Consider the following 23029-nt stretch of genomic DNA (forward strand, 5'->3'; position numbering starts at 1 on the left):
AGATTTACTGGTGTGATGATTGGGCGCTTCGGCGCCCTTTTTTATGCGAGGAGGATTACTTGACGCCGTGCTGGGCGAACCACGCCAGCATGCGCTGCCAGCCGTCTTCCGCCGCTTCGGCGTTGTAGCTGGGGCGATAGTCGGCGTTGAATGCGTGCCCGACGCCAGGATACACCACGATTTCGGCATCGGCGTTGGCGGCGCGGATCGCCTGACGCATGTTTTCCACCGTATCCAGCGGAATGCCGCTGTCCTGCCCGCCATACAGCCCCAGCACCGGCGTTGACAAGTGTGTGGCGACATCGACCGGATGCTTCGGCGAATTCAGCGTTTTTTCACCCACCAGTTTGCCGTACCAGGCGACGGCCGCTTTTAACTGCGGGTTGTGCGCTGCGTACAGCCAGGTAATGCGGCCGCCCCAGCAAAAACCGGTGATCGCCAGCTTGCCGGCGTCGCCGCCGTGGCGGATAGCCCAGTGCGCGGCGTGATCCAGATCCGACAGCACCTGACGATCCGGCACCTTGGTCACCAGCTGCTGGAACAGCTCGCCGATATCGGTGTAGTCGTTGGCGTCGCCCTGGCGGAAATAGAGCTCGGGGGCAATCGCCAGATAGCCCTGTTTGGCCAGACGACGGCACAGATCCTGAATATGTTCATGGACGCCGAAGATTTCCTGCACCACCAGCACGATGGGGAAGGGGCCGTTGTGGTCGACGGGTTTGGCGACGTAGGCCGGCAGCGCGTCTCCCTGGGAAGGAATAGTCGTTTGCCCGGCGTGAATGCCCTGTTCATCGGTGATAATCGCGGAGGCGGCTACCGGCGCGGCGGCCGGGGCGAATCCTCCCTGAGCCTGTTCTAATGTCATCACATGTTCGGTTTTCATTGCGGTCTCCGTGCAATAGAAAAAAGCGCTGAGATTAACTATAGGAAAGATTACCCATTATTGGCGCTGTGTGGCGCACTTTCGGACAAGTCGATAAAAAACGGCTAATTATCTGGCTTTACGGCATTTTTAAGCGCTTTTTATCATGTTATTACGCGTTTTGGCCCGCGTAAGTGCCATAAGGTGCGTTAGAGGGCTTTTTTGTCCCTAAGCAACCGATAAGATGGGGGTATTTCGAATTGATGAGCTAAATAGTTTCAGCCGGCAATCAACGGGCAGGGAGCGGCAAGGTTTGTCGGCTAGACTGAGGTTTAGCGGTGCGTTCTGGATGCCTTATAGTGCTTTTTTTGTGATAAAAATCACAAAAAATATGTAGCATGTAATTTGTTTCTCTTTTCATAGTGACTATCGTCACGAAATTAAGCGGCGATTTTCAGTAGAGTGCTTTTTTGTTCCTCCCAATAAACATGATCCATGAGGAGTCTCGTATGTCTCAGTCTGATGTTTTTCATCTCGGCCTCACCAAGAACGATTTACAAGGGGCCCAGCTTGCCATCGTGCCGGGCGATCCGCAGCGCGTAGAGAAAATTGCCAAGCTGATGGAAAATCCGGTGCATCTGGCCTCCCATCGTGAATTCACCACCTGGCGCGCAGAGCTGGATGGCAAGGCGGTGATCGTCTGCTCCACCGGCATCGGCGGCCCGTCTACCTCTATCGCGGTGGAAGAGCTGGCGCAGCTGGGCATCCGCACCTTCCTGCGTATCGGCACCACCGGCGCCATTCAGGCGAACATCAACGTCGGCGACGTACTGGTGACTACGGCAGCGGTACGCCTCGACGGCGCCAGCCTGCACTTTGCGCCGATGGAGTTCCCGGCGGTCGCGGACTTCGCCTGCACCACCGCGCTGGTGGAAGCGGCCAAAGCCAGCGGCGCCACCACCCACATTGGCGTGACGGCTTCTTCCGATACCTTCTATCCGGGCCAGGAACGTTACGATACCTACTCTGGCCGCGTGGTCAGCCGTTTCAAAGGCTCGATGGAAGAATGGCAGGCGATGGGCGTGATGAACTATGAAATGGAATCCGCCACGCTGCTGACCATGTGCGCCAGCCAGGGCCTGCGCGCCGGCATGGTGGCCGGGGTGATCGTTAACCGCACCCAGCAAGAGATCCCGAACGCCGAGACCATGAAAAACACCGAAAGCAAAGCGGTGCAGATCGTGGTGGACGCCGCCCGCCGTCTGCTGTAATCGCCTTCCCTCAACGGGCCGCCGACGCGGTCCGTTGAGATTGATGACAAACCTCATGCCATTGCCCGGTTTGCAGAAAGCAGCGGATAACAAACAGGGAAAATCAATTTATTGATTTTCGGCGGATAACCACAAAGGAGGAAAAACCGCGTTTTTTCCTCCTTTGTCAACGGACTGAACGGGCCGCCGACGCGGTCCGTTTTTCCATTCGCGGCTAATCTGTTACGGTGATACTCCTCAGCGCTGCGCCGATGGCTGCCGCGCGTTGTCAGAACAAAAACAACGAGGACGTTTATGACCGCCCAGATCCTGCTTCATCCTTCGCTTGCGCCGCTCGACGGCGGCATTAACTTCCGTGACTTCGGCGGCAACGGCGTGGCCGACGGGCGCCGCATCAAACGCGGCCTGCTGTTCCGCTCCGGTTCTCTCGAGCGGCTGACGGAAAACGACTGCACTTTCCTCGCTGGGGTGCCGGTGCGTTCGGTGCTGGACTACCGCGATGCCGACGAAGTGCAGGCCAAACCGGATATTCTGTGGAATGGCGCCGACTATCACCACGTGCCGGCCAACCCGCTGAGCAGCGAAGTCAACGCCAACCTGGAAAAGCTCACCAACGAAACGCTGGCCGCTTTCGACGCCCGGGCGTTCATGCTGGAGCTGTATCGCCGCCTGCCGTTCGGCAATGCGGCCTATCAGCGGTTGGCGCAGCTGTTGAGCAACCCCGGCGGCGGCGCAATCGTGCAACACTGCGCGGTCGGCAAGGATCGCACCGGGGTCGGTTCGGCGCTGGTGCTGTTCGCGCTGGGGGCCGACGAAGCGACGGTGCTGGAAGACTATCTGCTGACCGAAACCACGCTGGCCGCTTTCCGCGAGCAGATGCTGGATCAGCTGTCTATCAAGTTGAATGCGGCGGCGCTGGAGCAATTCGCCTACGTGCTCAGCGCGCGCGAGGAGTTCCTGATGACGGCGCTGGGCTGCATCCGCCAACAATACGGCTCCACCGACCGCTGGCTGGAAGCGGAATACGGCCTGGGCGCGGCCCAGCGCGAAGTGCTGCGGGCGTTCTACCTCGAGTAAATTGCCGCGTGTTTAGCCGGGGTTTAACTCGCCCCGGCTTATCCTAGGCGGCGAACCATCGCGTATCAGGAGCCCCGCATTGAGCCTCAATGACGTTATTAACTGGGTCAGCGACGTCGTGCGTCAGCACGAAGGCTGGGCCATTCCCATTATCTTCTTCCTGGCGTTCGGCGAGTCGCTGGCGTTTTTGTCGCTGCTGCTTCCGGCCACGGTGATCCTGCTGGCGCTGGGCGCGCTGATCGGCGAAAGCGGCATCGCCTTTTGGCCGATTTGGGCCGCCGCCGCCGCCGGGGCGTTTTTCGGCGACTGGCTCTCGTACTGGATCGGCTATCACTATCAGGATCGGGTGGCCCATATGTGGCCGCTGTCGCGCAATCCGCAGCTGCTGGCGCGCGGCCACGCCTTCTTTGAGCGCTGGGGCGTGCTGGGCATTTTCATTGGCCGCTTCTTCGGCCCGCTGCGCGCCGTGGTGCCGCTGGTGGGGGGCATTTGCGGCATGCCGCAGCGCTACTTCCAGTTGGCCAACGTCACGTCGGCGATGATCTGGGCGTTCGGCATTCTGGCGCCGGGGGCGTTCGGCATCAAGTGGCTCAGCCAGTGGCTGGGCTGATTTCTCGCTAAATTGCGCAGCGCCGCGCAATATTGTGCGCGGCGGGCAAAATCAGGCTGGACATCCATACAGCCTCCCCTTAACGTGACGGGCAATGGGCGTGCGAAACGCCGGAACGGCAAGGTGCAACAGGAGGCAGGGTGGATACCAGTCTGATTTATGGGATTGGCGGCGTCGCGATCGGCATGCTGTTGGGGTGGCTGATCGCCAGTCTGCGAGTGCAGCAGACGAACGCGCAACATGAAACCGAACTGCGGTTGCTGGAGCAAGCGTTGCAGCAGGCGCAGCAGGAGACGGCCGTGCGGCAGGAGGCCCTGCTGCGCCACGAACAGCAGTCGCGCCAGAACGAGCTGGAGCTGCGCAACCTGCACAGCCAGCTGGCGGCCGGGCATGAAAAACTGCAACAGCTCAACCATTGGCGCAACGAATGCGAGCTGCTCAACCAAGAGCTGCGCGCCCAGCGCGAGGTGAACAGCGCGCAGGAGGCCGAGCTGCGCGAAGTCACCATCCGTCTGGAAGAGACGCGCATGGCGGCGGAGGAGAAGCAGCGTCTGCTGATCAACAGCGAACAGCGCCTCACCACCCAGTTTGAAAACCTCGCCAACCGCATTTTTGAACACAGCGGCCGCAAGGTGGACGAGCAAAATAAGCAAAGTTTGGATCGGTTACTGCTGCCGCTGCGCGAACAACTGGACGGTTTCCGCCGACAGGTGCAGGACAGCTTTGGCCAGGAGGCGCGTGAGCGCCACACGCTGACGCACGAGATACGCAATCTGCAGCAGTTGAATGCGCAAATGGCGCGCGAGGCCATCAACCTCACCAAGGCGCTGAAAGGCGACAACAAGACCCAGGGCAACTGGGGTGAAGTGGTGCTGAGCCGGGTGCTGGAAGCCTCCGGCCTGCGCGAAGGGCACGAGTATGAAACGCAGGTCAACGTGCGGGTAGATCATCAGAGCCGCATGCAGCCCGATGTGATCGTGCGCCTGCCGCAGGGCAAGGATGTCGTGATCGACGCCAAGATGTCGCTGATCGCCTACGAGCGCTATTTCAACGGTGAAGACGAGGCGGAGCGCGAAGCGGCGCTGAGCGAACATATCGCTTCGCTGCGCGGCCACATTCGCATGCTGGGCCGCAAGGACTACCAGCAGCTGCCGGGGCTGCGTTCGCTGGACTATGTGCTGATGTTCATTCCGGTCGAGCCGGCCTTCCTGCTGGCTATCGATCGCGAGCCGGAGCTGATCAGCGAAGCGCTCAAGCACAACATCATGCTGGTCAGCCCGACCACGTTGCTGGTGGCGCTGCGTACCATCACCAACCTGTGGCGCTATGAGCATCAGAGCCAGAATGCCCAGCGCATCGCCGAGCGCGCGGCGAAACTGTATGACAAGATGCGGCTGTTCGTGGACGATATGTCTGCGCTGGGACAGAGCCTGGACAAGGCGCAGGGCAGTTATCGTCAGGCGATGAACAAACTGAGCGAAGGCCGTGGTAATCTTATCGGCCAAATTGAAGGTTTCCGCGCGCTGGGGGTTGAGGTCAAGCGGCCGATAAACCCGCTGCTGGCGCAGCAAGCCGGCGCGCAACACGATGAAGCGGAAGAGGCGAACGACGACGAGGTCGCCGCGCTGCCGCAGACGAACGACGATGATGATACCACCGGGGAACCGGGCTTCGTTTCGCACGGCTGAGGCCGTGGCGAGGTGGGGTATTCCTCGGGCTTCTGGTACACTCATCCACACAAAATTGACTGAATAGCAGGCAGGACAATGGCAGATCAATCGCAGGAAACCACCGATTTCGGTTTTCGCACCGTCGCTAGAGACGAAAAACAGGCCATGGTGGCGGACGTTTTTCATTCGGTAGCGGCAAAGTATGACGTGATGAACGACCTGATGTCGTTCGGCATCCACCGTATCTGGAAGCGTTTCACCATTGACTGCAGCGGCGTGCGCCGCGGGCAGCGCGTGCTGGATCTGGCCGGTGGTACCGGCGACCTGGCCGCCAAGTTCTCCCGCATGGTTGGCGAGCAGGGGCAGGTGGTGCTGGCGGACATTAACGATTCGATGCTGAAGATGGGGCGCGAGAAGCTGCGCGATCGCGGTATCGTCGGCAACATCAACTACGTGCAGGCCAACGCCGAGGCGCTGCCGTTCCCGGATAACTACTTCGATTGCATCACCATCTCCTTTGGCCTGCGTAACGTCACCGACAAAGACAAAGCGCTGCGTTCGATGTTCCGCGTGCTGAAGCCGGGCGGCCGCCTGTTGGTGCTGGAGTTCTCCAAACCGCTGCTGGCGCCGCTGAGCAAAGCTTACGACGCATACTCTTTCCACGTGCTGCCGAAGATCGGCGAGCTGGTAGTGAAAGATCCGGACAGCTATCGCTATCTGGCGGAATCGATCCGTATGCACCCCGATCAGGAAACCCTGAAGGGCATGATGGGCAACGCCGGTTTTGAAAACGTCACCTATTTCAACCTGACCGGTGGGATTGTCGCCCTGCATCGCGGCTTCAAGTTCTGAGAGGGAGATGCCGATGCTGTTTACCCCTCTGCTGACCGGTGCGCTGGAAACCTCGCTGAATAACCTGCTGTTTCGCGATCGCAGCATGAAAGCCGCTCGCCAACGCCTGGCGGGCAAGGTGCTGCGCATCGAACTGGAAGAGTTGGCTTCACCGCTGGTGCTGGTGTTCAGCGAACTGCGCGTGGATGTGCTGGGGCAGTCTGAAGACAGCGCCGATTGCACGGTGCGCAGCCGCATTCCCTCCTTACTGAAGCTGCGCGATCGCCAGCAGTTGCCGGTGCTGATGCGCAGCGGCGAATTGATGGTGGAAGGGGATATTCAGGTGGTGCAACAGCTGGTTGGCCTGCTCGATCTGGCGGAGTGGGATCCGGCGGAATGGCTGGCGCCCTATATCGGCGATATCGCCGCTCAAGGCATTACGCAGGCGCTGGGCAAAGGTGCTTCGTTACTCAAGGCCGGATTGATGCGTCGGCAGCAAGACATGGCTGAGGCGCTGACGGAAGAGTGGCGTCTGGCGCCGGGGCCGCTGGAAGTGGTGTGGTTCAATGAAGAAGTGGATGCGCTCGCCCGCAGCGCGGAAGCGCTGATTGCCCGCATGGATAAGTTGGAGGGCAAGCGATGACCCCAGGCGAACTGCGTCGTTTGTATTTTATCGTCCGCGTTTTTCTCAGCTATGGGCTGGACGAGCTGATCCCGACAATGCGTTTGACGCTGCCGCTGCGCTTCGGCCGCCGGCTGCTGTTCTGGATGCCTAATCGGCACAAGGACAAACCGCTGGGCGAACGTCTGCGGCTGGCGCTGCAGGAATTGGGGCCGGTCTGGATCAAGTTCGGCCAGATGATGTCGACCCGCCGCGATCTGTTCCCGCCGCACATTGCCGATCAGCTGACGCTGCTGCAGGATCGGGTGGCGCCTTTCGACGGTGCGCTGGCGCGCAAGCATATCGAGCTGGCGATGGGCGGCCCGCTGGAAACCTGGTTCGACGACTTCGAGCAGCAGCCGCTGGCGTCCGCCTCGATCGCGCAGGTGCATACCGCGCGGCTGAAAACCACCGGCCAGGAAGTGGTGCTGAAGGTGATCCGGCCGGATATCGGGCCGATTATCAAAGCCGACGTGCGCTTGATGTACCGGCTGGCAGGCTGGGTGCCGAAGCTGTTGCCGGACGGCCGCCGCCTGCGTCCGCGCGAAGTGGTACGCGAGTACGAAAAAACCCTGCTGGACGAATTGAACCTGCTGCGCGAAGCGGCCAACGCCATTCAGCTGCGTCGCAATTTCGACGGCAGCCCGATGCTGTACGTGCCGGAAGTTTACTCCGACTACTGCCGCGAAAGCGTGTTGGTGATGGAGCGTATCTACGGCATTCCGGTCTCGGACATCGCCACGCTGGAGCAGCAGGGCACCAACATGAAACTGTTGGCGGAACGCGGCGTTCAGGTGTTCTTTACCCAGGTATTCCGCGACAGCTTCTTCCATGCGGACATGCATCCCGGTAATATTTTCGTCAGCTACGAACATCCGGAAGATCCTTGCTACATCGGCATCGACTGCGGCATCGTCGGTTCGTTGAACAAGGATGACAAACGCTATCTGGCGGAAAACTTCATCGCCTTCTTCAACCGCGATTACCGTAAGGTGGCGGAACTGCACGTCGACTCCGGCTGGGTGCCGCGCGACACCAACGTGGAAGACTTCGAATTCGCCATCCGTACCGTGTGCGAACCGATTTTCGAGAAGCCGCTGGCGGAGATCTCCTTCGGCAACGTGCTGCTGAACCTGTTCAACACCGCGCGCCGCTTCAATATGGAAGTGCAGCCGCAGCTGGTGTTATTGCAGAAGACCTTGCTGTATGTTGAAGGGCTGGGGCGTCAGCTTTACCCGCAGTTGGATCTGTGGACCACCGCCAAGCCGTTCCTCGAGAGTTGGCTGCGCGATCAGGTCGGCATTCCCGCCGTGGTGCGCGCGCTGAAAGAGAAGGCGCCGTTCTGGGCGGAGAAACTGCCCGAGCTGCCCGAGCTGTTTTACGACAGCCTGCAGCAGCATAAACTGTTGCAACAAAGCGTTGATAAGCTGACCAACCAGATGCAGGCTCAGCGGGTTCGTCAGGGGCAGTCACGTTATTTGTTCGGCGTTGGCGCTACACTGTTGGTAAGCGGCACGCTGTTGCTGCTGGGGCAAATCGAGGTGTTCCCCGCCTGGATGATGGCCGCCGGCATCGTATGCTGGGTGATTGGCTGGAAGCGAACCACCTGATTTAATTCGTTACTCTGGTGAAGTCGGCTCTATAATGCGGGCTGGCTTTAAAAGACCCCTTAAAATTAGAGGTAATTAAAATGGGCGGTATTAGTATTACGCAATTGTTGATCATCGCAGTGATCGTGGTGCTGCTGTTCGGCACCAAAAAACTGCGCACGCTGGGTTCCGATCTCGGCGCCTCGATCAAGGGCTTCAAAAAAGCGATCGGTGACGATACGCCGTCGACCCCCAACACGGCTGAAAAAAGCAGCCTGGATGACGCTGATTTCTCGGCCAAGCCTATTACCGATAAGCAGCCGGAAGTGAAACCGGAAGAGTCGAAGAACAAAGAGCAGGTATAAACCGTGTTTGACATTGGGTTTAGTGAGCTGCTGCTGGTGCTGGTGATCGGCCTGGTTGTTCTGGGGCCGGAACGCTTGCCGGTTGCGGTCAGAACGGTATCGGGCTGGATCCGCGCGCTGCGCTCGCTGGCGGCCTCGGTGCAGCACGAACTGTCTCAGGAGCTGAAGCTGCAGGAGCTGCAGGACAGCCTGAAGAAAGCCGAACAGGCCGGCCTGCAGAACCTGACGCCGGAGTTGAAGGCGTCGATGGATGAGCTGAAAGACGCGGCGGAATCCTTGAAACGCACCTACCGGGGCGAGAAAGAAGAGCTGGCGAACACCATCCATAACCCGCAGGCCATCGATCCGGAAGCCTTGCACGACGGCGTGACGCCGGCGGAAGCGGCAACCAGCGCCAGCGCGCCCGCCGCCGTGCCAAAACCGGCAGTGGAACCTGAAGCCGTCGTGGCTGCGCCAGTGGCGGCGCAACCCGCTAAAGCGCCGGTGGAAACCGCGCCTGCTCCTGTCGAACCTGTTGCGGATAAAACCCCAGCGTCTCACCAACCTAGTGGCGATCGTTAATACATGGCTGTTGAAGATACCCAACCCCTTATCAGTCATCTGATAGAGCTGCGCAAGCGGTTGTTGAACTCGATTATTTGCGTACTGGCGGTGTTCGTGGTGCTGGTGTTTTTCGCCAACGACATCTACCAGCTGGTTTCTGCGCCGCTGCTCAAGCAGTTGCCGGCCGGCGCGAGCATGATCGCCACCGACGTGGCGTCACCGTTTTTCACCCCGATCAAGCTGACCATGATCGTTTCGGTGTTCGTCTCCGCGCCGATGATCCTGTATCAGGTATGGGCGTTTATCGCGCCTGCGCTGTACAAGCATGAACGCCGCCTGATGATGCCGTTGCTGGTGTCCAGCAGCCTGTTGTTTTACCTCGGCATGGCCTTCGCCTACTTCATCGTGTTCCCGCTGGCCTTCGGCTTCTTCGCCAAGACCGCGCCGATGGGGGTGACCATTGCGACCGACATTAAAAACTACCTCGATTTCGTCATGGCGCTGTTTATGGCGTTTGGCGTCGCCTTCGAAGTGCCGGTCGCCATCATTCTGCTGTGCTGGAGCGGCGTCACTTCGCCGGAAGACCTGAAGAAGAAACGGCCGTATGTGTTGGTCGGCGCGTTTGTGGTCGGCATGTTGTTGACGCCGCCGGACGTGTTCTCGCAAACCCTGCTGGCGATACCGATGTATCTGCTGTTTGAAGTGGGGGTATTCTTCGCTCGCTTCTATACCGGCAAACGCCGTCCGCAGGCGGAAGACGACGACGAGGGTGACGAACCCCCAGCGCCCTGATCCACATTGATTGCGAAGCCGCCCATAGGGCGGCTTTTGCTTTGGAAAAAACCATGTTTGATATCGGCGTTAACCTCACCAGCAGCCAATTCGCCAAAGACCGCGAGACCGTGGTGGAGCGCGCCCGCGCGGCGGGCGTTACCGGGATGCTGATTACCGGCACCGATCTGCCTGAGAGCCGCGAGGCCGCCAAACTGGCGCAGCAGCATGCGGGCTATTGCTGGTCCACCGCCGGTGTGCATCCGCATAACGCCGGCAGCTGGGATGAACGCAGCGCTGAGCAGATTTATGCCTTGGCCGCCGGCCCAGAAGTGGTGGCGATCGGTGAATGCGGTCTGGATTTCAACCGCAACTTCTCGACGCCGGAGCAGCAGGAAGCGGCGTTCAGCGCGCAACTGGCGCTGGCGGCGGAGTTGGCGCTGCCGGTGTTTCTTCACTGTCGCGACGCACACGCACGTTTTGCCGAGCTACTGACGCCGTGGTTGGATAAACTGCCCGCGGCCGTGGTGCACTGCTTCACCGGCACCGCCGAAGAATTAGCAAGCTGCCTGTCGCTGGGCCTGTCGATCGGGATTACCGGTTGGGTATGCGACGAGCGGCGCGGTCTGGAATTGCGCGCCCTGCTGCCGCAGATCCCGGCTGAGCGTCTGCTGCTGGAAACTGACGCCCCTTATCTGTTGCCCCGGGATTTACAGCCTAAACCCGCATCTCGCCGCAACGAACCCTGTTTCCTGCCCCACATCGTGCATCAGGTCGCCGTCTGGCGGCAGGAAGAGCCGCAATGGCTGGGGCAAAAAACCGATGAGAACGCCCGCCGGCTATTCCGGCTGGTTTGAGCTAGGAGAAAACTATGAGCTATGCATTCCCGGGCACCTTTCCTGGTCGCCGTATGCGCCGCGTGCGCCGTCATGACTTCAGCCGCCGTCTGGTCGCCGAAAACCAACTGACGGTCAATGACCTGATTTATCCGGTGTTCGTCATGGAAGGCAGCAACCGTCAGGAAGAAGTGGCCTCGATGCCGGGCGTATCGCGCATGACGATCGATCTGCTGGTCAAGGAAGCGGAAACCATCGCCAAACTCGGCGTGCCGGTGATCTCCCTGTTCCCGGTGATTGAACCGGGCTTGAAGTCGCTGCATGCGGAAGAAGCCTACAACCCGGAAGGGCTGGTGCAGCGCACGGTGCGCGCGCTGAAAGACGCGGTGCCTGAGTTGGGCATTCTGACCGACGTAGCGCTCGATCCCTACACCACCCACGGTCAGGACGGGGTGATCGATGAGCAGGGCTACGTGATTAACGACGTGACCAAAGACATTCTGGTGCGTCAGGCGCTGTCTCATGCCGAAGCGGGCGCGGAAATCGTGGCGCCGAGCGACATGATGGACGGCCGTATCGGGGCGATCCGCGATCGTCTGGAACTGCAGGGCCTGGTGAACACCCAGATCATGGCCTACTCCGCCAAGTACGCTTCCTGCTATTACGGTCCGTTCCGCGATGCGCTGGGTTCCAGCGGCAACCTGAAAGGCGGCAACAAAAAGACCTATCAGATGGATCCGGCCAACAGCGATGAAGCGCTGCAAGAGATTGCGCAGGATCTGCAGGAAGGCGCGGACATGGTGATGGTGAAACCGGGCATGCCTTACCTGGATGTGGTGCGCCGGGTGAAGGATACCTTCGGTGTGCCGACTTTCGCTTATCAGGTGTCCGGTGAGTACGCCATGCACATGGCGGCGATTCAGAACGGCTGGCTGCAGGAGCAGCCTGCGGTGATGGAGTCGTTGATGTGCTTTAAACGCGCCGGCGCCGACGGCGTGCTGACCTACTTCGCCAAGCGTGTCGCCCAATGGCTGCATGAAGAAGCGCTGCGCCGCTAAGCGCGATACCGTAAAAAAGGCGCCTGAGGGCGCCTTTTTGCATTACATTTTCTGGAATTGCCGATTGTCGATGCTTTGACTGACCTGTTTGTTGATCAGGTTGAGCAACAGCATCGAGCGGGCCTCGCCGTCCGGCTCGGTGTAGATCGCCTGCAGCCCTTCGAATACGCCATCGACGATCAGAACGGTATCGCCCGGCTGCGGGGTTTCCGGATCGACGTAGGTCTCGCTGGTGTGCGTGCGCAGTTCATCGATCACCTTGCTCGGGATGACGCTCGGCAGCGCGCCGAAACGCACGAAGTGGCTGACGCCGCGGGTGGCGCTGATGGTGGTGGTGTGAATGCGCTCCGGGTCGAATTCCACAAACAGATAATTGGGAAACAGGGGTTCGCTGACCGCGATGCGCTTACCACGCACGATTTTTTCCAGCGTGATGATCGGGCTGAGGCAGTTTACCTGCTGCCGCTCCAGATGTTCCTGCGCTCGCAACAGCTGACCGCGTTTGCAATAAAGTAGATACCAGGATTCCATAATTTCACATGCCTTTCTGCCAGCCGGTAAGCATATCAAAAGCTATTCCGGATACATAGTGATGCAAGTTTCAGCATGTAACATCGCCTATCTTTCTGAATCTACGGCTATTAGCGAGGGGTCACACACTTATCGATACGGCGCTGGTATAACAGAGGGCTAAAAATTTGTTACCGTCACAGTATGGCAAGGCGTTGCGCCGCCGGCTGTGACGCTATTCATCGTTTTTGACCGAGGGGAGAAAAATGGAGCTGTTTCTGTTGAGCAACGGCAAGCTGTCTGGCGAAGCCGAGCTGCTGGGGTACGCCAAAAGCCAACTGCTGGCGATGATTGCGCGCCGCGGCATCAAATCCGCCGTCTTTATCCCTTACGCGCTGATCCGTTACGACTACGATCGGCGCGCGCAGGAGCTGGCGCAAACATTGGGCATTGAAGTCACCAGCATTCACCACGCCGCTTCACCGGCGGCGGCGATCGCGCAGGCCGAATGCATTTTGGTCAGCGGCGGCAACACCTGGTTGCTGAACCAGATGCTGCACGAACAAAGCCTGATCGTGCCTATCCAGCGCGCGGTGCGCGAGCGTGAAGTGCCTTACGTCGGCTGGAGCGCAGGTTGCAACGTGGCGACGCCGAGTATTCGCACCACCAATGACATGCCGGTGCGCTGCAGCGTGGTGTTGCCGGCGCTGGGGTTGTTCCCGGTGCAGATTAACCCGCATTACATCGATGCGCACATCAGCGGCCACATGGGCGAAACCCGTGACGAACGTCTCGCGGAGTTCTGTGCGATCAACCCGAGCGAATCGGTAGTGGCGTTGCGTGAAGGCAGTCTGTTGCACGTTGAAGGCAATGCGCTGCGTTATTTCAGCGCCAACGGGCAGGGCTTTAAGGTGTTCCGCCACGGCGAAGAGACGCGCGAATATCAGGATACGCGCGCACTGGCTGCGCTGGTGCCGTTCAACTGCGGCTGAGAGCCACCCGACAGCGGGCGGCGTTAACAAAATTGCAGCAACAACCTTGAAGAGGGCTTATAATGCCCTCCCCACTGGCCGCTATAATGATCAGCATGAAATACCGTGACTTACGCGATTTCCTCTCGTTGCTGGAGAAGAGAGGGGAACTAAAACGCATCAGCCAGCCGATCGATCCTTACCTGGAAATGACGGAAATTGCCGATCGCACCCTGCGGGCGGGCGGCCCGGCACTGCTGTTTGAAAACCCGAAAGGGTACGACATGCCGGTGCTGTGCAACCTGTTCGGCACCGCCAATCGCGTGGCGATGGGCATGGGGCAGGAAGACATCAGCGCGCTGCGCGAAGTCGGCAAACTGCTGGCTTTCCTCAAAGAGCCGGAGCCGCCGAAAGGTTTCCGCGATCTGTTCGACAAAATACCGAAGTTCAAGCAGGTGCTGAACATGCCGACCAAGGTGCTGGGATCCGCGCCTTGTCAGGAGCAGGTATGGCAGGGCGATGATGTCGATCTGGGCCGCATTCCGGTGATGCACTGCTGGCCGGAAGACGCCGCGCCGCTGATCACCTGGGGGCTGACGGTGACCCGCGGCCCGCATAAGGAACGGCAAAACCTCGGTATCTATCGTCAGCAGGTGCTGGGCAAGAATAAAGTGATTATGCGCTGGCTGTCGCACCGCGGCGGCGCGCTGGATTACCAGGAGTGGTGCCAGGCGCACCCCGGCGAGCGTTTCCCGGTTGCGGTGGCGCTGGGCGCCGATCCCGCCACTATCCTCGGCGCGGTGACGCCGGTGCCGGATACCCTGTCTGAATATGCCTTTGCCGGGCTGCTGCGCGGCAATAAAACCGAAGTGGTCAAGTGCCTTTCCAACGATCTGGAAGTGCCCGCCAGTGCCGAAATCGTGCTGGAAGGCTATATCGAGCCGGGTGAAATGGCGCCGGAAGGCCCCTACGGTGACCACACCGGTTACTACAATGAAATCGACCAGTTCCCGGTATTCACCGTCACGCACATCACCCAGCGTCGCAACGCGATTTACCACTCGACCTACACCGGTCGGCCGCCGGATGAGCCGGCGATCCTGGGCGTGGCGCTGAATGAAGTGTTCGTGCCGATCCTGCAAAAACAGTTCCCGGAAATCGTTGATTTTTATCTGCCGCCGGAAGGGTGCTCGTATCGCCTGGCGGTGGTGACCATGAAAAAACAGTACGCCGGCCACGCGAAACGCGTGATGATGGGCGTCTGGTCGTTCCTGCGGCAGTTTATGTACACCAAATTTGTTATCGTCTGTGACGATGACGTCAATGCGCGCGACTGGAATGACGTGATTTGGGCGATCACCACACGAATGGATCCGGCAAGGGATACGGTTCTGGTGGAGAATACGCCGATCGACTATCTGGACTTCGCCTCGCCGGTTTCCGGACTGGGTTCGAAGATGGGGCTGGACGCCACCAACAAATGGCCGGGTGAAACCGATCGCGAATGGGGCCGTCCGATTCAGATGGATGAAAAGGTACGTGCGCGCGTCGACGAAATCTGGGATGAGCTCGCAATTTTCAGTGACAGGGAACCGACGTTATAGCGTCAGGCCCTGTTCTCAGCTTTGCATTGATGACCCGACAGAGGGAACGCATGACAATATTGAGCTGTAAAGTGACCTCGGTAGAGGCCATTACCGATACGGTTTATCGGGTACGTCTGGTGCCCGAGCAGCCGTTTTCTTTCAAGGCAGGGCAATATCTGATGGTGGTGATGGACGAGCGCGACAAACGTCCGTTCTCGCTGGCATCAACCCCGACGCAGCAAGATTACATCGAGCTGCATATCGGTGCTTCGGAGCTGAATCTGTACGCCATGGCGGTGATGGATCGCATTCTGAAAGAGCAGGCGATCACCGTCGATATGCCGCACGGCGACGCCTGGCTGCGGGAAGAGGGCAGCCGCCCGCTGGTGCTGATCGCCGGCGGCACCGGCTTCTCCTATGCGCGCTCAATCCTGTTGACCGCGTTGGAGCAGCAGCCCGATCGCGACATTTCCATCTACTGGGGCGGGCGTGAGCTGAAGCACCTGTACGATCTGAGCGAGCTGGAAGCGCTGTCGGTGCAACACCCGAACCTGAAGGTGATCCCGGTGGTCGAGCAGCCGGAGGCGGAATGGCGTGGCCGCAGCGGCACCGTGCTCAGCGCGGTGTTGCAGGATTTCGGCACGTTGGCGGAGCATGACATCTACATCGCCGGGCGTTTCGAGATGGCGAAAATCGCCCGTGAGCGTTTCTGCGCCGAGCGCGGCGCGCAGGAAGCGCATATGTTTGGCGACGCGTTTTCGTTTATCTGACAGAGGCGATGCGCAGTGAACGGGGTGGCCGAGGGTCGCCCCGTTTTTATTTGGGCGTCGGCAAATTTCAGGCATAAAAAACCCGCCCCTGACAGGCGGGAAGAACGGCAACTAAACTTGGCGGGATGCCGCGATTTGAAGTGGTGACGCGGTCATCCCAAGATAGACACAGCTAAACGCGTTCAAACACGGTGGCGATACCCTGGCCCAAGCCGATGCACATGGTTGCCAGGCCGAACTGCGCGTCGCGACGTTCCATGTTGTTCAACAAGGTGGTCGAGATGCGGGAGCCGGAACAGCCCAGCGGGTGGCCGAGCGCGATGGCGCCGCCGTTCAGGTTAATCTTGTCGTCGATGCTGTCCATCAGCCCCAGATCCTTGATGCACGGCAGCGACTGGGCGGCGAACGCTTCGTTCAGCTCGAACAGATCGATGTCCTGCACGCTCAGACCGGCGCGTTTCAGCGCCAGCTTGCTGGCCGGCACCGGGCCGTAGCCCATGATGGAAGGATCGCAGCCGACGACCGCCATCGAGCGGATGCGGGCGCGGGCTTTCAAACCGAGCGCTTTGGCGCGTGATTCGCTCATCAGCAGCATGGCGGAAGCGCCGTCCGACAGGGCGGAAGAACTGCCGGCGGTGACGGTGCCGTTGACCGGATCGAACGCTGGACGCAGGGCCGACAGGCTTTCGACGGTGGTTTCCGGGCGGATGACTTCATCAAAATCGTAACGGGTCAGCACGCCGTCGGCGTCGTGGCCGTTGGTCGGAATGATCTCGTTTTTGAAGTAACCCGCCAGCGTCGCCGCATGTGCGCGTTGGTGGGAGCGTGCGGCGAACTCATCCTGCATCTGGCGGCTGATGTTGTGCATCTTGGCCAGCATTTCAGCGGTCAGCCCCATCATCCCGGCGGCCTTGGCCACGCTGCGGCTCAGGCCCGGATGGAAATCCACGCCGTGGTTCATCGGCACATGGCCCATGTGTTCCACGCCGCCGATCAGGCTGATGTGCGCGTCGCCAACCATGATGGCGCGCGCCGCGTCGTGCAGCGCCTGCATCGAAGAGCCGCACAGGCGGTTGACGGTCACCGCCGGCACACGGTGCGGGATCTCGGCCAGCAGCGCGGCGTTGCGGGCGATGTTGAAGCCTTGTTCCAGCGTCTGCTGCACGCAGCCCCAGTAAATGTCATCGATCTCGTCGGCGTTCAGCGCCGGATTGCGGCTCAGCACTTCACGCATCAGATGAGCGGAGAGATCTTCGGCGCGCACCTGGCGGAAGGCGCCGCCCTTGGAGCGGCCCATCGGCGTGCGTACGGCATCAACAATAACTACGTTTTCCATCTTTATGACCTCATGCCGGTTGGCGGGTTGCGACGTCGGACAGCGGTGTCGCCACCGGGTAGTAGCTTTCATTGCGTTCGGCCTTGGCGCGCAGACCGGCCGGCACTTGATACAGGGCGCCGAGGTGTGCGTAACGCTGGGCCAGCTCAACGTAGTTGGCGGTGCCGAGCGTATCCAGGTAGCGGAACGCGCCGCCGTGGAACGGAGGGAAACCGATGCCGTAGACCAACGCCATATCGGCTTCGGCCGGACTGGCGACGATCTTCTCTTCCAGGCAACGCACCACTTCGTTGATCATCGGGATCATCATGCGCGCAACGATCTCTTCGTCGCTGATGGTCTGGCGCGGTTGGCTCACTTCGGCCAGCAGCGCATCGGTCTGCTCGTCGTTGTCCTTGCGCGGCTTACCTTTGTTGTCCTGGCTGTAGCGGTAGAAGCCCAGCTGGTTTTTCTGACCGAAGCGCTGGTTGTCGAACATCACGTCAATGGCGTCGCGATAGTCTTTGCACATGCGCTCCGGGAAGCCGGCCGCCATTACCGCTTGCGCGTGGTGTGCGGTGTCGATGCCCACCACGTCGAGCAGGTAGGCCGGGCCCATCGGCCAACCGAACTGTTTTTCCATCACTTTATCGATCTGACGGAAGTCGGCGCCGTCGCGCAGCAGCAGGCTGAAGCCGGCGAAGTATGGGAACAGCACGCGGTTGACGAAGAAGCCCGGGCAGTCGTTCACCACGATCGGCGTTTTGCCCATGCGGCTGGCGTAGGCCACCACTTTGGCAATGGTCTCGTCGCTGGTTTGTTCGCCGCGGATGATTTCGACCAGCGGCATACGGTGTACCGGGTTAAAGAAGTGCATGCCGCAGAAGTTTTGCGGACGCTTCAACGATTTTGCCAGATGATTAATCGGAATGGTCGAGGTGTTCGACGCCAGAACGGTGTCTTCGCCGATCAGGTTTTCCACTTCCGACAGCACGGCGGCTTTGACCTTCGGGTTCTCCACGACCGCTTCGACGATCACCTGCGCGCGCTCGATGCCGGCGTAGTCCAGCGTCGGCTGAATGGTCGACAGCACCTGCGCCATTTTCAGGCCATCCAGCTTGCCGCGTTCCAACTGCTTATTGAGCAGCTTGGCCGCTTCGTTCATGCCCAACGTCAGCGATTTGTCGCTGATGTCCTTCATGATCACCGGCACGCCTTTCAACGCCGATTGGTAAGCGATGCCGCCGCCCATGATGCCGGCGCCCAACACCGCCGCCTGTTTCGGCGCGTCCACATTCTTGGCCAGCTTTTTCGCCTGGCCCTTCACGAACTGATCGTTAAGGAAGATGCCGACCAGCGCACGCGCTTCGTTGGAGCGCGCCAACGGCACGAAGCTGGCGGTTTCCAGTTTCAGCGCTTCATCGCGGCCCAGCTTGGCGGCGGCTTCAATGGTTTTCACCGCGGTCATCGGCGCCGGGTAATGTTTGCCGGCGGTCTGCAGCACCATGCCTTTGGCGGTGGTGAAGCTCATTGCCGCCTCGATCGGGCTGAGCTTCAGCGGCTCCAGCTTCGGTTGACGCGCGGCGCGCCAGTTCAGCTTGCCGTCGATCGCCTGTTGCAGCATGTTGAGCGCGGCTTCGGCCAGTTTTTCCGGTGCCACTACCGCATCGACCAGGCCGACTTTCAAGGCGTCTTTGGCGCTGACGTCTTTGCCGGCGGCGATGATTTCCAGCGCACTGTCGTTACCCAGCAGGCGCGGCAGGCGGACGGAGCCGCCGAAGCCCGGCATGATGCCCAATTTGGTTTCAGGCAGGCCGATGCGCGCGTCCGGTGAGGCGACGCGGAAATCGGTCGCCAAAATGCATTCGCAACCGCCGCCGAGCGCATAGCCGTTAATGGCCGAAATGGTCGGCACCGGCAAATCTTCCAGCCGGTTAAAGACGTTGTTGGCGAATACCAGCCACTCCTGCAGCTTTTCAGCCGGCGCGGCGAACAGAGAAAGGAATTCGGTGATATCGGCGCCGACGATAAATGCGGCTTTGGTGGAGCGCAGCAGCAGCCCCTTGAGCTCTGGCTGGTTTTCCAGCACGGTGAGCGCTTCGCCCAGGCTGGCGACGGTGCGGGTGTCCAGCTTGTTGACCGAGCCCGGTGCGTTGAACACCAGCTCGGCGATGCCGTTATCGAGCCAGTGCAGTTGTAATGTTTCGCCTTGGTAGAGCATGTCTATCTCCTGAATCAGCGTATGATCTGGTATGACCAGATGATGAGGAGTGTGGTTTTTATGTTAACAATATGCAAATGAGAGATTGCATTTTTGCTGGTCTGATCACATGTCGCCAAGTTAGTTTTTTGATTTGAAACGAAGTTATATTTTATGTGCTATCGGCATTTGCCGGAGCTTGTCGGCCCTCATACACTTGCTCGCAGCGAATGAACATTCAGACGAGGTTACGCATGACTAAGGCGGCTTGTGTTAAACGCAGCGGCTTATGGAGCATTCCCGCCAGAACCATGACGCTGGCGTGTCTGTTGGTGTTTATGGCGCAAATGGCGACGACCGTGTACTTGCCTTCGCTGCCGACGGTGATGCGGGAGCTGGCGATGAGCCGGCGCGCTACCGAGCTGTCCATTTCAATCTTCGTCATCGGCGCCGCCTTGCCGGTGCTGTTCTGGGGCGCGGCCGCCGATCGCTTTGGCCGCCGCGTGCCCCTGACGCTGTCTTTATTTCTTTTCATTGGCTGCAGCGGGCTGTTGGCGCTGTGCAGCAACGGCGCCCAATTGCTGACGCTGCGTGCGCTGCAGGGCGTGGGTGCCGGCGGTGCGGCGATCATCGCGCGCATCATCGTGCGGGATAACTGGAGCGGGGACGAACTGGCGCGGCGTCTGTCGGTGCTCTCCATCGCCTTTATCACCGCGCTGGGCGGCGGTCAGTTTATCGGTGGCCTGCTGAGCCAATATGCGCACTGGCAGATGGGCTTCGTCCTGATGGGCGCCACCGGTTTGATCATTCTGGTGCTGATGGCGACGCTGCCGCTGGAGGCGGGACGGGCAGGGGGCGTGCGCCCGGCGATGGCGGCAACCTACTTTGCCATCCTGCGGCGGCCTGGGTTCTTTTGGCCGGCCTGCGTCGGCGGGCTGGGGTTTGCCACCACGGTGACACTGCAGGAAGTGAGTCCGTTCGTCATGCAGCAGGAGTTTGGTCTCAACGTCACGGCGTTCGGCGCCCTGGGGCTGGTGATCGGCGTCGCCTACTTCAGCGGGGCGCTGACGGTGAACCGTACGGTGGCGCGTCTCGGCGGGAAAAAACTGATGCAGGCCGGCAGCGGCATCGTGGCGCTGGCGACGGCGGCGATCCTGCTGCTGTGGTGGAGCGGCGTTCTGGCCGGCCTTTCCGGCATGGCGCTGTTCATCGCGCTGTATTGCCTGACCATTTTTGGCCAGGCGGTGCTGTTTCCCAACAGCATGGCGATGGCGGTCAGCGATGCCAAAGAGTACGGCGCTTATGCGATGGCGCTGTGTGGCTTTCTGCAGCAGTGTCTGGCGGGCGTCGCCGCGGCCGGCGCGGTGTTGTTGGAACACCATGGCCTGTGGGCGCTGGCGATAGCGCTGCTCGGTTTGGGCGGCTGGTTAATGGTTAAGCTGCGGATGTAACGGCATTTGCAGGGAATTGCGAGCTGCTCCGCATGCCCAACGCGATGAGGTTGGTGCGTCGGAGCGCTGTGTTAAGATGGCTTCTTTCGTGCTAAGGCATAAGGGTACTGTGATGGAAACGCTGGCTTCTTTGTATAACGACCACCTGGCAGAGCTGCAAAAACGCGCGCGTGAAGTGCTGGAGCGCAACAAGTTGGATGCGCTGCTGATTCACTCCGGGGAACTGCAAAAGGTATTTTGGGACGACCATAGCTACCCGTTCAAAGTGAACGCGCATTTCAAAGCCTGGGTGCCGGTGACGTCGGTGCCGAACTGCTGGTTGTGGATAGATGGCGTCAACAAGCCGAAGCTGTGGTTCTACTCCCCGGTTGACTACTGGCACAGCGTAGAGCCGCTGCCGAACAGTTTCTGGACCAAGTCCCTCGAATTGATGCCGCTGGCCAACGCCGATGCGATCGCGCAGCAGCTGCCGCCGCAGCGTGAGCGCGTCGGCTATATCGGTTATGCCCAACAGCGCGCCCGCGATCTCGGCATCCCTTCGGAAAACATCAACCCGAAAGCGGTGCTGAACTACCTGGATTTCCACCGTTCGATTAAAACCGGCTATGAGCTGGCCTGCATGCGCGAAGCGCAGAAGACGGCGGTAACCGGCCATCGTGCAGCGCATGAGGCCTTCCTCTCCGGCATGAGCGAGTTCGACATCAATCTGGCCTACCTGACGGCTACCGGCCATCGCGATACCGATGTGCCTTACGACAACATCGTGGCGTTGAACGAGCACGCTTCGGTGCTGCACTACACCAAGCTGGATCATCAGCCGCCGGCCGAGTCCCTGAGTTTTCTGATCGACGCCGGGGCGGAATATAACGGCTACGCCGCCGATCTGACGCGTACCTATGCGGCGCAAAGCGGCAGCGAGTTCGCTCATCTGGTGAAAGATCTCAATAGTGAACAGCTGGCGCTGATCGACACCATTAAAACCGGCGTGCGTTACACCGACTATCATGTGCAGATGCATCAGCGCATCGCCAAGCTGCTCAAGAATCACAAACTGGTGAATGGCCTCAGCGAAGAGGCGATGGTCGAAACGGGTATCACCACGCCGTTCCTGCCGCACGGGTTGGGCCATCCGTTGGGCCTGCAGGTGCACGACGCCGCCGGTTTTATGCAGGATGAGCAAGGCACCCATCTGGCGGCGCCGTCCAAGTACCCATTCCTGCGTTGTACCCGCGTGTTGCAGCCGGGCATGGTGTTGACCATCGAACCGGGTCTGTACTTCATCGAGTCTCTGTTGGCGCCGTGGCGCAGCGGCGAGTTCAAGCAGCACTTCGCTTGGGATCGCATCGATGCGCTGAAACCGTATGGCGGTATTCGCATCGAAGACAACATCGTGATCCATGAAAAGCGCATCGAGAACATGACGCGCGATCTGAATCTGGCTTGATGCGGCCGTACCCGATACCGGCGGAAGCAACCTGCTTTACCGAAGAGATAAAGAAGAGCCGTTTCATCACCCTGCTGGCGCCGACCGGCGGGGTGGAGGCGGCAAAGGCGTTTATTCAGCAGGTGCGGGATGAGCACCCGGCGGCGCGGCACCACTGTTGGGCTTTCGTCGCCGGTAGCCCCGATGATTCGCAGCAACTGGGGTTCTCCGACGATGGAGAACCGTCGGGCACCGCCGGCAAACCTATCCTCGCGCAGCTGATGGGCAGCGGTATCGGTGAAGTGACCGCCGTAGTCGTTCGGTACTACGGCGGTGTCAAGCTGGGCACCGGCGGGCTGGTGAAAGCTTATGGCAACGGTGTTCAACAGGCATTGAAGCAGCTGGCGCTGGCGCAAAAGGTGCCCGAAGCCGAATATATCTTGCAGTGCGACTATGCGCAGTTGGCGCTGGTGGAGAACTTGTTGCAGCAAACCGCAGGTCGGATCCTGCAGGGTGAATACGGCGCCGCCGTCGTGCTGCATTTGGCGCTGCCGGCGACTGAGGTCGAGCTGTTTGGGAATAAATTGCGTGATCTCAGTCGCGGTAATTTGCAATTAACCCCCATTTCGCAATAATTCCTCCCAATCGAATTGCTAAGG

22 protein-coding genes are annotated in these 23029 nt (G+C 60.0%); 18 read left to right on the forward strand and 4 right to left on the reverse strand.

Translation table 11 applies throughout. From position 1 onward, the window contains the following. Positions 1–55: 55 nt before the first annotated feature. Positions 56–883: a dienelactone hydrolase family protein gene (locus ACORQT_RS00960; RefSeq protein WP_042783468.1), complete on the reverse strand. Its 828-nt coding sequence runs from the start codon at positions 881–883 to the stop codon at positions 56–58. A 488-nt stretch (positions 884–1371) separates the two neighbouring features. On the opposite strand from ACORQT_RS00960, the gene udp reads away from it, so the two are divergent. From udp to hemB, 12 genes are all read left to right on the forward strand, one after another. Next, on the forward strand, positions 1372–2133 hold the full coding sequence (gene udp / locus ACORQT_RS00965; RefSeq protein ID WP_004934432.1) for a uridine phosphorylase: 762 nt from the start codon (positions 1372–1374) through the stop codon (positions 2131–2133). A gap of 294 nt (positions 2134–2427) precedes the next feature. Next, a complete protein-coding gene (locus tag ACORQT_RS00970) occupies positions 2428–3210 on the forward strand; it encodes a tyrosine-protein phosphatase (RefSeq protein ID WP_033644975.1) in 783 nt (260 codons plus the stop codon). A gap of 79 nt (positions 3211–3289) precedes the next feature. Then, positions 3290–3820 carry a DedA family protein gene (locus ACORQT_RS00975; protein WP_004934438.1) on the forward strand — a complete coding sequence of 177 codons (531 nt, stop codon included), beginning with the start codon at positions 3290–3292 and terminating at the stop codon, positions 3818–3820. A gap of 140 nt (positions 3821–3960) precedes the next feature. After that, positions 3961–5508 (forward strand): DNA recombination protein RmuC, encoded by a 1548-nt coding sequence (rmuC, locus tag ACORQT_RS00980; protein ID WP_033644974.1) that lies wholly within the window; start codon positions 3961–3963, stop codon positions 5506–5508. 78 nt (positions 5509–5586) lie between these two features. Then, the gene (gene ubiE / locus ACORQT_RS00985) at positions 5587–6342 is read left to right on the forward strand and encodes a bifunctional demethylmenaquinone methyltransferase/2-methoxy-6-polyprenyl-1,4-benzoquinol methylase UbiE (protein WP_004934443.1); all 756 of its coding nucleotides are present in this window, start codon (positions 5587–5589) and stop codon (positions 6340–6342) included. Positions 6343–6355: 13 nt separating this feature from the next. Further along, entirely contained in the window at positions 6356–6964 is a 609-nt protein-coding gene (gene ubiJ, locus ACORQT_RS00990; RefSeq protein WP_164057685.1) for a ubiquinone biosynthesis protein UbiJ, read from the forward strand. Beyond that, positions 6961–8592, forward strand: a complete 1632-nt coding sequence (ubiB, locus tag ACORQT_RS00995) for a ubiquinone biosynthesis regulatory protein kinase UbiB (protein WP_033644971.1) — start codon at positions 6961–6963, stop codon at positions 8590–8592. The genes ubiJ and ubiB overlap by 4 nt, the downstream gene beginning before the upstream one ends. A gap of 80 nt (positions 8593–8672) precedes the next feature. Beyond that, positions 8673–8936: a Sec-independent protein translocase subunit TatA gene (tatA, locus tag ACORQT_RS01000; protein ID WP_004934452.1), complete on the forward strand. Its 264-nt coding sequence runs from the start codon at positions 8673–8675 to the stop codon at positions 8934–8936. Between the two features lie 3 nt (positions 8937–8939). Continuing rightward, the gene (gene tatB / locus ACORQT_RS01005; RefSeq protein WP_033644970.1) at positions 8940–9497 is read left to right on the forward strand and encodes a Sec-independent protein translocase protein TatB; all 558 of its coding nucleotides are present in this window, start codon (positions 8940–8942) and stop codon (positions 9495–9497) included. A 3-nt stretch (positions 9498–9500) separates the two neighbouring features. Continuing rightward, positions 9501–10271, forward strand: a complete 771-nt coding sequence (gene tatC, locus ACORQT_RS01010) for a Sec-independent protein translocase subunit TatC (protein WP_033644968.1) — start codon at positions 9501–9503, stop codon at positions 10269–10271. Positions 10272–10324: 53 nt separating this feature from the next. Further along, the gene (gene tatD / locus ACORQT_RS01015) at positions 10325–11107 is read left to right on the forward strand and encodes a 3'-5' ssDNA/RNA exonuclease TatD (protein WP_042785623.1); all 783 of its coding nucleotides are present in this window, start codon (positions 10325–10327) and stop codon (positions 11105–11107) included. A gap of 14 nt (positions 11108–11121) precedes the next feature. Next, a complete protein-coding gene (gene hemB / locus ACORQT_RS01020) occupies positions 11122–12144 on the forward strand; it encodes a porphobilinogen synthase (protein ID WP_042783470.1) in 1023 nt (340 codons plus the stop codon). 42 nt (positions 12145–12186) lie between these two features. Here hemB and rfaH read toward each other — a convergent pair whose 3' ends face one another. Beyond that, positions 12187–12675, reverse strand: coding sequence for a transcription/translation regulatory transformer protein RfaH (gene rfaH / locus ACORQT_RS01025; protein ID WP_033644965.1), 489 nt, complete (start codon positions 12673–12675; stop codon positions 12187–12189). A gap of 245 nt (positions 12676–12920) precedes the next feature. Between rfaH and pepE the strand changes: the two genes are divergently transcribed. The 3 genes from pepE to fre all read left to right on the forward strand — a co-directional run bounded on the left by pepE (position 12921) and on the right by fre (position 15981). Then, positions 12921–13646 carry a dipeptidase PepE gene (pepE, locus tag ACORQT_RS01030; protein ID WP_033644964.1) on the forward strand — a complete coding sequence of 242 codons (726 nt, stop codon included), beginning with the start codon at positions 12921–12923 and terminating at the stop codon, positions 13644–13646. 62 nt (positions 13647–13708) lie between these two features. Continuing rightward, positions 13709–15229, forward strand: a complete 1521-nt coding sequence (ubiD, locus tag ACORQT_RS01035; RefSeq protein ID WP_033644963.1) for a 4-hydroxy-3-polyprenylbenzoate decarboxylase — start codon at positions 13709–13711, stop codon at positions 15227–15229. Between the two features lie 50 nt (positions 15230–15279). Continuing rightward, entirely contained in the window at positions 15280–15981 is a 702-nt protein-coding gene (fre, locus tag ACORQT_RS01040; protein WP_033644962.1) for an NAD(P)H-flavin reductase, read from the forward strand. Positions 15982–16153: 172 nt separating this feature from the next. Here fre and fadA read toward each other — a convergent pair whose 3' ends face one another. Continuing rightward, positions 16154–17317 carry an acetyl-CoA C-acyltransferase FadA gene (gene fadA, locus ACORQT_RS01045; protein ID WP_033644961.1) on the reverse strand — a complete coding sequence of 388 codons (1164 nt, stop codon included), beginning with the start codon at positions 17315–17317 and terminating at the stop codon, positions 16154–16156. A gap of 10 nt (positions 17318–17327) precedes the next feature. After that, a complete protein-coding gene (gene fadB, locus ACORQT_RS01050; protein ID WP_042783471.1) occupies positions 17328–19517 on the reverse strand; it encodes a fatty acid oxidation complex subunit alpha FadB in 2190 nt (729 codons plus the stop codon). A gap of 233 nt (positions 19518–19750) precedes the next feature. On the opposite strand from fadB, the gene ACORQT_RS01055 reads away from it, so the two are divergent. The 3 genes from ACORQT_RS01055 to ACORQT_RS01065 all read left to right on the forward strand — a co-directional run bounded on the left by ACORQT_RS01055 (position 19751) and on the right by ACORQT_RS01065 (position 23005). Beyond that, the gene (locus tag ACORQT_RS01055; RefSeq protein WP_042783472.1) at positions 19751–20947 is read left to right on the forward strand and encodes an MFS transporter; all 1197 of its coding nucleotides are present in this window, start codon (positions 19751–19753) and stop codon (positions 20945–20947) included. Positions 20948–21059: 112 nt separating this feature from the next. Then, positions 21060–22391 carry a Xaa-Pro dipeptidase gene (gene pepQ, locus ACORQT_RS01060; RefSeq protein ID WP_033652657.1) on the forward strand — a complete coding sequence of 444 codons (1332 nt, stop codon included), beginning with the start codon at positions 21060–21062 and terminating at the stop codon, positions 22389–22391. After that, positions 22391–23005 carry an IMPACT family protein gene (locus ACORQT_RS01065; RefSeq protein WP_033652658.1) on the forward strand — a complete coding sequence of 205 codons (615 nt, stop codon included), beginning with the start codon at positions 22391–22393 and terminating at the stop codon, positions 23003–23005. The genes pepQ and ACORQT_RS01065 overlap by 1 nt, the downstream gene beginning before the upstream one ends. Positions 23006–23029: the final 24 nt, after the last annotated feature.

The sequence above is a fragment of the Serratia sp. (in: enterobacteria) genome (genome assembly GCF_052400455.1).
Taxonomy (GTDB): Bacteria; Pseudomonadota; Gammaproteobacteria; order Enterobacterales; family Enterobacteriaceae; genus Serratia; species Serratia ureilytica.